13 protein-coding genes and 1 pseudogene are annotated in these 12,490 nt (G+C 42.3%); 12 read left to right on the top strand and 2 right to left on the bottom strand.

Going from position 1 to position 12,490, the window contains the following annotated elements:
- Window positions 1–123 precede the first annotated feature (123 nt).
- The 8 genes and pseudogenes from F601_RS12160 to F601_RS0101930 form a co-directional block, all read left to right on the top strand.
- Window positions 124–363 (top strand): annotated as a pseudogene (locus F601_RS12160) (virulence RhuM family protein); the annotation flags it as partial.
- Window positions 364–695: 332 nt separating this feature from the next.
- Complete coding sequence (locus tag F601_RS0101965; RefSeq protein ID WP_018163994.1) at window positions 696–1,115, top strand: YcjF family protein; 420 nt, start codon at window positions 696–698, stop codon at window positions 1,113–1,115.
- Window positions 1,116–1,129: 14 nt separating this feature from the next.
- Window positions 1,130–1,291: a hypothetical protein gene (locus F601_RS13280; protein WP_018163993.1), complete on the top strand. Its 162-nt coding sequence runs from the start codon at window positions 1,130–1,132 to the stop codon at window positions 1,289–1,291.
- Between the two features lie 310 nt (window positions 1,292–1,601).
- Complete coding sequence (locus tag F601_RS0101955) at window positions 1,602–1,991, top strand: DUF1398 domain-containing protein (protein WP_018163992.1); 390 nt, start codon at window positions 1,602–1,604, stop codon at window positions 1,989–1,991.
- A gap of 38 nt (window positions 1,992–2,029) precedes the next feature.
- Window positions 2,030–2,404, top strand: a complete 375-nt coding sequence (locus F601_RS0101950) for a GFA family protein (protein ID WP_018163991.1) — start codon at window positions 2,030–2,032, stop codon at window positions 2,402–2,404.
- A 220-nt stretch (window positions 2,405–2,624) separates the two neighbouring features.
- Window positions 2,625–3,542 (top strand): glycine--tRNA ligase subunit alpha, encoded by a 918-nt coding sequence (gene glyQ / locus F601_RS0101940; RefSeq protein WP_018163989.1) that lies wholly within the window; start codon window positions 2,625–2,627, stop codon window positions 3,540–3,542.
- Window positions 3,543–3,987: 445 nt separating this feature from the next.
- Entirely contained in the window at window positions 3,988–6,024 is a 2,037-nt protein-coding gene (gene glyS / locus F601_RS0101935; protein WP_018163988.1) for a glycine--tRNA ligase subunit beta, read from the top strand.
- A 227-nt stretch (window positions 6,025–6,251) separates the two neighbouring features.
- The gene (locus F601_RS0101930) at window positions 6,252–6,509 is read left to right on the top strand and encodes a DUF896 family protein (RefSeq protein ID WP_018163987.1); all 258 of its coding nucleotides are present in this window, start codon (window positions 6,252–6,254) and stop codon (window positions 6,507–6,509) included.
- A 55-nt stretch (window positions 6,510–6,564) separates the two neighbouring features.
- Here the strand turns inward: F601_RS0101930 and F601_RS0101925 are convergent, their stop codons facing one another.
- Both F601_RS0101925 and F601_RS0101920 read right to left on the bottom strand, forming a co-directional pair.
- Window positions 6,565–7,071, bottom strand: coding sequence for a DUF3278 domain-containing protein (locus tag F601_RS0101925; RefSeq protein ID WP_018163986.1), 507 nt, complete (start codon window positions 7,069–7,071; stop codon window positions 6,565–6,567).
- On the bottom strand, window positions 7,064–7,267 hold the full coding sequence (locus F601_RS0101920) for a helix-turn-helix transcriptional regulator (RefSeq protein ID WP_018163985.1): 204 nt from the start codon (window positions 7,265–7,267) through the stop codon (window positions 7,064–7,066). The genes F601_RS0101925 and F601_RS0101920 overlap by 8 nt, the downstream gene beginning before the upstream one ends.
- Before the next feature lie 203 nt (window positions 7,268–7,470).
- Between F601_RS0101920 and tkt the strand changes: the two genes are divergently transcribed.
- The 4 genes from tkt to F601_RS0101900 all read left to right on the top strand — a co-directional run bounded on the left by tkt (window position 7,471) and on the right by F601_RS0101900 (window position 12,488).
- Window positions 7,471–9,456 (top strand): transketolase, encoded by a 1,986-nt coding sequence (gene tkt, locus F601_RS0101915; RefSeq protein ID WP_018163984.1) that lies wholly within the window; start codon window positions 7,471–7,473, stop codon window positions 9,454–9,456.
- Between the two features lie 125 nt (window positions 9,457–9,581).
- The gene (nagA, locus tag F601_RS0101910; protein ID WP_018163983.1) at window positions 9,582–10,730 is read left to right on the top strand and encodes an N-acetylglucosamine-6-phosphate deacetylase; all 1,149 of its coding nucleotides are present in this window, start codon (window positions 9,582–9,584) and stop codon (window positions 10,728–10,730) included.
- A 208-nt stretch (window positions 10,731–10,938) separates the two neighbouring features.
- Window positions 10,939–11,451 (top strand): VOC family protein, encoded by a 513-nt coding sequence (locus F601_RS0101905; RefSeq protein ID WP_018163982.1) that lies wholly within the window; start codon window positions 10,939–10,941, stop codon window positions 11,449–11,451.
- Window positions 11,448–12,488 (top strand): zinc-dependent alcohol dehydrogenase, encoded by a 1,041-nt coding sequence (locus F601_RS0101900; RefSeq protein WP_018163981.1) that lies wholly within the window; start codon window positions 11,448–11,450, stop codon window positions 12,486–12,488. The genes F601_RS0101905 and F601_RS0101900 overlap by 4 nt, the downstream gene beginning before the upstream one ends.
- Window positions 12,489–12,490 lie beyond the last annotated feature (2 nt).

The raw sequence follows: 12,490 nt of genomic DNA, 5'->3' as shown, positions 1-12,490 counted from the left end.
AGTCTTGTTGGGTTTAGTGAATCTGAAGAAATCCTATTCTCTTTTTTGAAGATCCTATAGAGTATTTGAATTTTAGTTATGCTTCATAGACTTTTAAAAATAGGCTTGTAGAGGAATTTAGTTATGACCAATGATATCATTATTTATAACACAGAAGATGGTAAGGCATCAATTGAATTACACTTGGACAATGGAACAGTTTGGTTGACACAACTGGAATTGGCAGAACTTTTCCAAACGTCGAAGCAGAATATTAGTAAGCATATCAAGGCAATCTTTGAAGATGAAGAATTGGATGAAAAAGTGGTTGTCAACTATCAGTTGACAACCACTCAGCATGGAGCAATGGCTGGGAAAACACAGTTTGACTACCACAGGTGAGGACCTGCTGACAAGTAAAGAAACAGTTTAGGACGACCAGATAGATGTCCTAAAAGTTTACTACAGAATATCAAAAATATCAGGCTAAAACACTCAGACAGGTAGAAAAAGATTACATTATTCCAAAAAAATTCTGAACTAGTGGAGAGATTTAAAAAAGTCGCCATTAAAAAAGTTCTTGAGCAATCTCTTCATATGCAATTTTTTCTTGACAAAATATATATATATATATATATAATGCTCTTGTTATTAGTAACAATCTATATAAGCGGTTTTCTAAAAAATATATTCCATACCAAAGGAGAATTATTGCTATGACAGAAGCAAAAACAAAAGCACAGGCAGCAGTTCATACTGCCTCAGCTGCTGCTGGTACAGTGGCTCTAAGTCCAATTCCTTTTTCAGATGCTATTTTACTAGTACCGATTCAAACAACCATGGTGACAGCTATCTATAAAGCTTATGGTCAAAATATATCTGAAGGAGTAGTTAGCGGAGTTATTAAGTCTACTTTTGCCACAAATCTTGGACGTACTGCAGCCTCCAACCTATTAAAGCTAATCCCAGGGGCCGGGACTGTCGCAGGAGCAGTAATTGGTTCTAGTGTAGCAATCGCATTTACAGAAGCAATTGGCAATAATCTAGTTAGTCAATTTGAGAAAGGCAGTGGTGTTGGTATTGAAGAGCTAGGTTCGGTGATAACCGATGCTTTTAATACAGTGCGTAATAAGTAGAGGAAAAATTGAAAATGAAAGAACTAGCAAACAAGAATAAATCAAAAGCACCTCAATTCAACCACGGACCACTTGTTGAAAAGGGTCCGACGGCAGGTCAAGTCCGTTCACGTACCAAATCTGGTCAGTGGCGTAAAAAACGTAGTGACGCAGGTGTGCAAAGGAAGAAAGATTAGTTATATATACCTAAAAAGATTGGACAATTCAGCTATCTTCTGCTATAATACTCAACAAGGAAGAGGGTCCTACAAAGAATTCTCAAGCGAGCCTGAGACAGTGGAAGTCAGGTGAAGGTCTTGTAAGGATTGGAACTTTCTGTCAAAATATCAATAAAATGAAGTAATAAATTAGGGTGGAACCGCGTTTGATACGCCCCTATGTCAATTGGCATAGGTGGGTTGAAGATGTGGTTCCTTTTCATTTCTCCAGAAAAGAGGAGGGGCAGGTTCTAAAACTCCCCACCCCTTGCCTAATGAAAGGAGAAACATGTTCACACTAGAGAGCATCCTAGAAGCGCATGCTCAGTTTTCGGGGCCAGATTTTCCGAAATTACTTGCTGTTTTCAAAGAAATGGGAATGGTTAGCAATCAGGTTGATATTGAAATGGGCCAAGTTACTTACATTGCTCAGGACGATACGGTATTAGTTAACGATGGCTACAAGGTTACTTCCAACATTGCAGATTATCCTAATAAAGATCAGGTTGAAGCAGACCTTAAAAGGCATCAAGCAGGAGAGACGGATTTTCCAACCTTCTGCGAAGATATGGCTAAATCAGGAATTGTAGGCTGGGTTATTGATCTAGAGCAGATGACTTGCACTTACTTGGATAAGACTGAAAATGCGGTGCTGGTTGAAACTGTTCCGTCATTATAGCGGAAGTGTTTGACTTCTTTATTATGAAAGGAGAAAATATGCTAAGAGGATCTTGTCTTTGTAAGGCAGTAACCTATCAAACAGATCAAGAAATTGCAGAATTAGTTTTTTGTCACTGTTCTTTTTGTCGTAAGGCTACTGCATCGGGCTTTTCTGTCAATGCTCGAATAAAACGGGAAAAATTGCAGCTACTAACTGGTGAAGACAGATTAGTTATTTACAGCTCTTCGCCTGGAAAAGACCGTTATTACTGTTCAACCTGTCACAGCCAAATTTTTCATAGACAAGAAGAATTACCTGATTTGCTGACTTTAAAAATGGGAACGGTTGATACAAGTGAACAAGATATGGCACAAGTTCCAAAACGTCATATTTTCCAAGATCAACATTTTAACTGGCTAAATAGTCAGTGATTTAACACTAAATTATAGCAATAAAAAAGGAGAATAGATAAATGTCAAAAAAATTAACCTTCTACCTAGGCATTGTCAGTAATCTCCTTGTCAGTCAAACTGACAAACGGCAATCGCTATTGCGACTTGCCTAGCCTATGCACTAGCCGGTAGCCTTAAAAAATATCGTTTTAAGTCTACCGCCGTCGCAAGAACTAAAAAAATAAGAACGGAGTTTTTTATGTCAAAAAAATTGACTTTTCAAGAAATTATTTTAACTTTACAACAATACTGGAATGACCAGGGTTGTATGCTCATGCAGGCTTATGACAATGAAAAAGGTGCGGGAACTATGAGTCCTTACACCTTCCTTCGTGCCATTGGTCCTGAGCCATGGAATGCGGCTTATGTGGAGCCATCACGTCGTCCTGCCGATGGGCGTTACGGTGAAAATCCTAACCGTCTTTACCAACACCATCAGTTCCAAGTGGTCATGAAACCATCACCAAGCAACATTCAAGAGCTTTACCTTGAGTCCCTTGAAAAATTGGGCATTAACCCCTTGGAACACGATATCCGTTTCGTTGAAGACAACTGGGAAAACCCATCGACTGGTTCTGCTGGACTCGGTTGGGAAGTCTGGCTTGATGGTATGGAAATCACTCAGTTTACTTACTTCCAACAGGTTGGTGGCTTGGCAACAGGACCTGTAACGGCTGAAGTGACTTACGGTTTGGAACGCTTGGCTTCCTACATCCAAGAAGTGGATTCTGTCTACGATATCGAGTGGGCACCAGGCGTTAAATACGGAGAAATCTTCCTACAACCGGAATACGAACACTCAAAATATTCCTTCGAAATTTCAAACCAAGACATGCTTCTTGAAAACTTCGAAAAATTTGAAAAAGAAGCTGCGCGTGCTTTGGAAGAGGGTCTGGTTCACCCAGCCTATGACTATGTCCTAAAATGTTCACACACTTTCAATTTGCTTGATGCCCGTGGAGCTGTTTCGGTTACAGAACGTGCTGGCTACATCGCACGCATCCGCAACCTAGCCCGTGTCGTAGCCAAAACATTCGTCGCAGAACGCAAAAAACTGGGTTACCCATTGCTGGACGAAGCAACACGCGCAAAACTCCTGGCAGAAGATGCAGAGTAACTAAAACGGTAAGGAAATCGTGTTTGCCCCATCTCAGGAAAAAGAGAATAGGGAGAAAATAGCTTCTCTTATAAAGTGAAGCGCAGCTTATGCGACCGAAGGTCGCCATAAACGCCAGTCGCTACCGTGGTCAAAGTATTGTTAGCTCGCTAACAATACGGGGCAAAATTGGAGACCTCAGGCTCCAATTTTAGCAATGGAATACTCAAATAGTCCAGTGGACTATTTGAGGTTGTTACTTGGAAATTAAAGAGTAACAATAGTTGGTTGCTAGCGTGCCGACCACTTAAAGCTGACTGGCAAAAAGAAGAAAAGCCACTATTTCGGAGAAAGGAATTAAACACGGGCTAAATCCTCGGAAAAAAGATAGACCGCCTTGTGTGCGAGCACACTGCCTTGGTCACCTATTTTTCGGTCAGATTTTAAGGCCCTTGGTATTTTAATTATGACAAAAAATCTTTTAGTAGAACTTGGACTTGAAGAACTACCTGCCTACGTAGTCACTCCAAGTGAGAAACAACTTGGCGAGAAAATGGCTAGCTTCCTAGCTGACAACCGCCTCTCATACGACAACATCCAAATCTTCTCAACACCACGCCGCTTGGCAGTACGTGTAACAGGTCTTGCGGATTCCCAAACAGACTTGACAGAAGACTTTAAAGGTCCTTCTAAGAAAATCGCCCTAGATGCCGATGGAAACTTCTCAAAAGCAGCCCAAGGTTTCGTACGCGGTAAAGGCTTAACAGTTGATGACATCGAATTCCGTGAGAGTAAAGGGGAAGAATACGTTTATGTGACCAAGCATGAAGCTGGTAAGCCAGCTAAAGAAGTCCTTGCAGGGATTCCAGAAGTGCTTGCTTCATTGACTTTCCCTGTCAGCATGCACTGGGCAGGTAACGACTTTGAGTACATCCGCCCTGTTCACACTTTGACAGTACTCTTGGATGATGAGGCTCTTGAGCTTGACTTCTTGGATATCAGCTCTGGCCGCGTCAGCCGTGGACATCGTTTCCTTGGTCAAGAGGTAGAAATCGCTAGCGCTGACTCATACGAGGATGATTTGCGCAGCGTATTTGTCATCACAGACGCCAAAGAGCGCCAAAACATGATTGTTGAGCAAATCAAAGCTATCGAAGCTGCCCAAAATGTGCAGGTGGAAATTGATGCAGACTTGCTCAATGAGGTCCTCAACTTGGTTGAATACCCAACTGCCTTTATGGGAGCATTTGACACAAAATACTTGGAAGTCCCAGAAGAAGTGCTGGTGACTTCTATGAAAGCTCACCAACGTTACTTTGTCGTTCGTGACCAAGCTGGTAAACTCATGCCAAACTTCATCTCAGTGCGCAATGGTAATGCTGAGCATATCGACAACGTGGTCAAAGGGAATGAAAAAGTTTTGGTTGCCCGTCTTGAAGACGGTGAATTCTTCTGGAAAGAGGACCAAAAACTTCAAATCGCTGACCTTGTCGCTAAACTGGCTAAGGTAACCTTCCATGAAAAGATTGGTTCACTTGCTGAGCACATGGACCGTGCCCAAGTGATTGCGGCTTACCTTGCTGAAAAAGCTGGCTTGACAGCTGAAGAGACAGCAGACCTTGACCGTTCGGCTCAAATCTACAAATTTGACCTCTTGACGGGTATGGTCGGTGAGTTTGATGAACTTCAAGGTATCATGGGTAAAAAATATGCCCTCCTTGCTGGTGAAAATGCAGCCGTAGCAGCAGCTATTCGTGAGCACTACTTGCCAAATTCAGCAGAAGGCGACCTGCCAGAAACTAAGGTTGGTGCAGCCCTAGCCCTTGCGGACAAATTGGATACCCTCCTTGCCTTCTTCTCAGTTGGTCTTATCCCATCAGGCTCAAACGACCCTTATGCCCTTCGCCGTGCCACTCAAGGTATCGTCCGCATCCTTGATGCTTTCGGTTGGAACATCCCAATGGATGAGTTGGTGGATAACCTCTATGCCCTCTCATTCGACAGCCTGACTTACGCTAACAAAGAAGAAGTCCTCAGCTTCATCCGCGCCCGTGTGGATAAGATGATGGGCAAAACGCCTAAGGACATCAAAGAAGCAGTCCTTGCAGGTTCTACCTTCGTGGTTCCAGAAATGTTGGCAGCGGCAGAAAGCCTAGTTGCAGCTTCTAAAGCAGACAACTACAAGGCAGCCGTTGAAAGCCTCTCTCGTGTCTTCAATTTGGCAGAAAAAGCTGATGCTACAAGCCAAGTTGACAGCAGCCTCTTTGAAAATGATGCAGAGAAGGCCCTCGCACAAGCAACTGATGAATTAGTCCTCTCAGGAACAGCAAGTGATAAAGTTGCTCAGCTATTTGCCCTAAGCCCAGTTATCAACAACTTCTTTGACAACACTATGGTTATGGTTGAAGATGAGGCCGTTAAGAACAACCGCTTGGCCATCCTAGCAAACCTAGTCGCAAAAGCCAAAGCAGTCGCAGTGTTTAATCTCTTAAACAGTAAATAGGCGGATAAGAAAATCGGGCAGGTCCTTTATTTTAGGACTTGCCCCTAGGTTATCAAAAATAGAAAAAGAAAGGATTAGAACACGGGCTAAAAACGGTGTAAAATCCTTTAGAAAGGAATTGAACCCGAGCGGAAAGCTTGGAATTTAGATGACTTGCTTCTGAAATCAGGATTTCAAGCAAGTCCCTAAAATTCAGTCGCTTTCAGTTCGCTCTTGGTATCATATTTATGGATCCTAAAAAAATTGCTCGTATTAATGAGCTTGCTAAAAAGAAAAAAACAGTTGGTTTGACTGGACCTGAAAAGGTAGAACAAGCTGAACTACGTCAGGAGTACATTGAAGGTTATAAACGTTCCCTTCGTCACCACATTGCTGGTATTAAACTAGTCGATGAGGAAGGAAATGATGTGACACCAGAAAAACTCCGTCAACTCCAACGTGAAAAAGGCCTCCACGGCAGAAGCTTGGACGACCCAAATTCATAGAAATAGGTAAGCCCCAGCCAATTTTGGCCGGGGCTTTTATGTAATAAGCACTCCTCTAATCCGTATTTTCTCTTGATTTGACGAGAAAGTGCACAGAGATACCAAATAGGAGGCCAGCAATGATAGCGCCTATGATTACTTTCAAACTAAATAATTCAGTTAGGTAGGCTTGGTCGCTACCATATGGTAAGAAGAGCCACATGAAACAAGTGAAGATGAGTCCTGTTTTTAGGCCCATATGTTGGACTTGTCTCTGATCCTTCTCATCTAATTCTTCCAAATCAATACTAGTCACTTGGGCCGCTCTGCTTTTTGTCATAACCCAAAAGAAAGCAACTAATATTGTTATTGTAACAAAAAGAGGGTATGCCCAAGACATGAGTTCAGGGTATTTAAGCCCGAAATAATAAGCAGGAAGATTGGCTAATAATAAAATACTGCTAAGTCCAATAAAGGAAAGATTGCCTATTTTATCCACTTCTTGACGTTTGTATTCATCTAGTGGACCAGTGATGCTATAAAATCGCTTGATAATCTTATCTGTCATATTTTCTTTAATCATGATATTCTCCTTCCAGCCAAAAAAGGCTATTTAAATCCGTTCCTAATGCTCGAGCTAAATTAATGCAAAGGTCTAGGGAGGGGTTGTACTTGTTATTTTCAATCATATTGATAGTTTGCCTAGAAACGCCAATTTCCTTGGCTAAGGCTAATTGAGATTTTCCGACTTTCTGTCGGAATTCTTTGACGCGATTCATAGTGGCTCCTTCCAAAGGATGTCGCATATATTTGACATATTTATTATAAAATATTCTAAGAAGAGTGTCAATTATATACGACACATTAAGACAACAATGAATTAAACAAATTCTATTTCTTTTTGATAACGCTTATTATTTTATGGTATAATAGAATCCGAACAATATTACTTTAAGTCCTTAAAAACAGAAAGGTTTCACTCATGACATTTGATGCTATAGATCAGTTGGCAGTTAATACTGTCCGTTCACTTTCGATTGAAGCTATTCAAGCTGCAAATTCAGGTCACCCAGGGCTTCCTATGGGTGCTGCACCAATGGCCTATGTGCTTTGGAATCACGTGATGAACGTTAATCCAAAAACTAGTCGTTCTTGGTCAAATCGTGACCGTTTTGTGCTTTCAGCAGGGCATGGATCTGCTCTTCTATATAGCTTGCTTCACTTGTCTGGCTATGATGTCAGCATGGATGACCTTAAAAACTTCCGTCAATGGGGTTCTAAAACACCTGGTCACCCTGAAGTTAACCATACAGATGGTGTCGAAGCAACATCAGGTCCTCTTGGACAAGGGATTGCTAATGCTGTTGGTATGGCTATGGCAGAAGCTCATTTGGCGGCTAAATTCAATAAACCTGGATTTGACATTGTTGATCATTACACTTACGCTCTTAACGGTGATGGTTGTCTTATGGAGGGTGTCAGTCAAGAAGCAGCAAGTTTAGCGGGTCACCTTAAACTTGGAAAATTGGTTCTTCTTTACGATTCAAATGATATCTCACTTGATGGACCAACATCGATGGCCTTTACAGAAGATATCAAAGGAAAATTCGAAGCCTACGGTTGGCAGCATATTCTTGTTGAAGATGGTAATGATTTGGAAGCAATTGCTAGCGCTCTTGAAGCCGCTAAAGCTGAAACTGACAAACCATCTATCATTGAAGTTAAAACAATCATCGGTTATGGTGCCCAAAAACAAGGCACATCAGCTGTTCATGGTGCACCAATCGGCCAAGAAGGCATTGACCATGCTAAGGAAGTTTATGGTTATGACTATCCAGCATTCACAGTTCCAGAAGAAGTTGCACGTCGTTTTGAAGTCGGTATCAAATTCCGCGGAGAAGCTGCTGAAAATGCTTGGAATACGAAATTCTCTGAATATGAAAAAGCTTATCCAGAATTGGCAGCAGAATACCGAGAAGCATTCGAAAATAAACCAATCCAAGTTGATCTTAAAGCTCATGAACTTGGTTCAGCAGTAGCTAGCCGTGTATCTAGCCAACAAGCTATTCAACAAATTTCTGAGCAAGTAGCGAAATTCTGGGGTGGATCAGCTGACCTTTCAGCATCAAACAACACTATGGTTGCTGCTGAGACAGACTTCCAAGCGGATAATTATGCAGGCCGCAATATCTGGTTTGGTGTGCGTGAATTCGCCATGGCAGCTGCTATGAACGGTATTGCGCTTCACGGTGGTACACGTGTTTATGGCGGAACATTCTTTGTCTTCTCTAACTACCTTCTTCCAGCAGTTCGTATGGCAGCATTGCAGAGCTTGCCAACTGTCTACGTCATGACACACGACTCAATTGCCGTTGGTGAAGATGGGCCAACACATGAGCCAGTTGAACAATTGGCAAGTGTGCGTTCAATGCCTAACCTCAATGTCATTCGTCCAGCAGATGGAAATGAAACCAACGCCGCTTGGCAACGCGCCTTGGCTGAAACTGACCGCCCAACCATGCTTGTCTTGACGCGCCAGAACCTTCCTGTCCTTGAAGGCACAGCTCAATTGGCCCAAGAAGGTATCAATAAAGGGGCTTATGTTATCTCTGAAGCTAAGGGCGAGATGGATGGTATCATCATCGCAACTGGTTCTGAAGTGAAGTTGGCTCTTGATACGCAAGCAGCCCTTGAAGCAGAAGGTGTGCATGTGCGCGTGGTGTCTATGCCATCACAAAATCTCTTTGATGAGCAAGATGCAGCCTACAAGGAAGCAGTTCTTCCAGCCGCAGTCACAAAACGTTTGGCTATCGAAGCTGGATCAAGCTTCGGTTGGGGTAAATATGTTGGTCTCAATGGCGCAACGCTTACAATCGATACATGGGGAGCTTCTGCACCAGGTGACCGTATCTTCAAAGAATACGGCTTCACAACTGAAAATGCAGTCGCTATCTACAAAGGACTATAAATTTATAATTCTGAAGTCACTCGCAAGAGTGGCTTTTTTAGACGGCAGGTTGTTATTTTGGTATATACCATTTACAAAAGTCATTGATAGGCGTATAATAGATTCATATAGAATGGAGGCGCTTTATGACCAGATTTGTGAAAGCTGACCAGTTTTTCTTCCCAGATGGACTCAAAACTGGAGGATTTTTAGAAGTTACAGACGGTATTTTTGGGCAATGGCAGAGCCAAGTTCCTGACGATGCTGAGGTGTTAGATTATTCAGGTTACAAGATTGCACCAGGTCTTGTGGATACCCATATCCATGGCTACGCTGATTGCGATGTTATGGACTGCAGTTCAGAAGGCATCTTAAAAATGAGTCAAGCCTTGCTTGAAACGGGTGTGACAAGCTTTCTTCCAACGACGCTGACATCTAGTTCGGAAGCTTTGACCAAGGCAGCTGAATCAATTGCTCAGGTTGCAGGGACTGAGACCGGTGCCAAAATTCAAGGAATCTATTTTGAAGGCCCCTATTTCACTGAAGAGTATAAGGGAGCTCAAAATGAGGCTTACATGTCAGACCCTAGTTTAGAGGAGTTTGCAGGCTGGCAAAAGGCAGCAAAGGGACTAATAAAGAAAATTGCTTTGGCACCAGAGCGTGAGGGCGTAACGGACTTTGTTTCAGCCCTGAAGGAGCAAGGAGTAACAGTAGCCCTAGGTCACTCCAATGCTACCTATGCCCAGGCTAAATCAGCTGTTGAAGCTGGGGCTTCAGTCTGGGTTCACGTCTACAACGGCATGAGGGGCTTGAGCCACCGAGAATTGGGCATGGTGGGGTCTGCTTTTCATATCCCTAATACTTATGCTGAGTGGATTTGTGATGGACACCACTCACTTCCTGAAGCCGGGGACATCCTAATGAAGCAGAAAGGTTACGACCATGTGGCCCTCATCACTGACTGTATGCGAGCTGGTGGATGCCCAGATGGAGACTATAGGCTTGGTGAATTTCCTGTTACCGTGGGAAATGGCACAGCTAGGCTCAAAGATTCTGGTAATTTAGCAGGTTCCGTTTTGAAACTTAAAGACGGCTTAAAAAATGTCATCACTTGGGGTCTTGCAAGCCCAGAAGAGGCTATAAAAATGGCAAGCCTAGTTCCAGCAATCTCAGTTGGTATTGATGACGTCTGCGGACAAATTAAAGAAGGTTACGCAGCAGACTTTATCGTTCTTGATAAAGATTTTGAACTAGTAGCCACATATTTGGATGGTGAAAAAGCTTGGGAGTGCTAGCTTACTGTCATTTTTTTAATAGTTGATGCAGAAATAAATTGTAAAAGAAGAAGCAGGACAAGCAGAGTTTGTTCTGCTTCTTCTTTTATAAGAGTGTGAAGTCTTTAGAAAATCATTTTGAGTAACAAAATACAAATGAGAGGGCAAAAAAATACAATAAACCGCTTATAATTTGTACTAGAATGAGGTCAAAAAGGAGTTATCTATCATGAAATCACAACTTAAAGGATTAATGCAAATTGGTATTATTGTAAAAGATGTTGACCAGGCGGTAAAAAACTATGAGGCTATGGGGGTAGGGCCATGGGATATTAGTGTCATGGATACCAGCCATCCGCCATTTGATGACCTTACCTTCAACGGTGAGAAAGCAGGTGATGGTCCAATCATTAAGGTGGCTATGTTTAATGGTTTTGGGACTGAATTTGAACTCATAGAACCTATCGCAGATTCAGTTTACAAGACTTGGCTTGAAGAACACGGTCCAGGAATTCACCATTTAGCCTTTGATATGGAAGGGAACTATTCGGAAAACCTAGCAGAACATAAGACTTTAACAGGTAAGGAACCATGGGTTCGCGGTCAAGGCATTGGTGGTTTAATGGATTACTCTTATCTTGACATGCGTGATGAGACTGGCTTGATTGTTGAGTGTTATAAATCCCTACAGCCAGACAAACCAATTTTAACAAAAGACTTCAAAGGAGAAAAACGTTCATGAAAGCATTGATTTACTACGGTCCAAAAGATATTAAATTAGAAGAGAGAGAAATTCCTGCAATCTCTGACAAGGATGTTTTGGTTAAAGTGGTTCGGGCAGGGATATGTGGTACTGACTTGACTGCCTATCGTTATGGCGGGATTACTACTGGTATTCTTGCTAAAGGGCAGTTTGGTCATGATGGACAATTTGGCCATGAAATGGTTGGGATTGTCGAAAAGGTTGGAGAAGCAGTTGCAGATGTGGCTGTAGGCGACCGTGTTTTTATTAATCCAACAACTTGTAAACGTTCAGGGATGCTAGGCTGTGGTATCGCAGGTGCCTTTTCAGAGTATGTTTCTGTTGAGGAGGCGGCTTATGGCTATAATCTCTTTAAACTCCCAGATTATGCTTCATTTGACGATACTGTTATCATTGAGCCGTTGGCAGTAGGTACCCATGCTAAGAATGTCATTGATGTCAAGCCACATGAAAAAGTGGTTATTTACGGTGCTGATACCATTGGCTTGTGTAGTTTGGCAGCTTGTTTAGCTGTTGGTTGTGTTAAACCTGTAGTCGCTGATGTCAATAAAGAACGTCTAGCTATGGTTGAGAAAATGGGAGGTCAACCTTTCCTTCTCGGTAGTGATGAAGAATTACAGCCATTTTTAGAAAAACATTTTGGTAAAGTCCTCAATGAATTCGGTCAATCTTGTGTGGATGTAGACGCCTTTATTGATGCTGCTGGAGCCAATTCTATTCCAAATGATGTCATTAATATGGCTAAAAAAGGAGCAAGATTATCTATCGTCGCCATTCATAAGACTGAAGCTCCGATGGATGCTGCCAAGATTTTGTCCAAGGAATTGACGGTTAAAGGGGCCTGTGGTTATGAAACAATTGATGTGCTTGAAGCTTTCAACCACGCTGTTGGGAAACGCAGTGCTATAGCCAATATTGTGACTCATCATTTTCCACATGAGCAAGCTGTAGAAGCTTTTCTTGTGGCCAATGATATGTCAACAGGTGCTATTAAAGTTGTCATTGACTTTGACTAGGA

Origin of the sequence: Streptococcus henryi DSM 19005, from assembly GCF_000376985.1 — a bacterium.
In the GTDB taxonomy this organism is placed as follows: domain Bacteria; phylum Bacillota; class Bacilli; order Lactobacillales; family Streptococcaceae; genus Streptococcus; species Streptococcus henryi.
The sequence above is the reverse complement of the archived record's forward strand: the minus strand, read 5'-3'. Positions and strand labels throughout refer to the sequence as shown.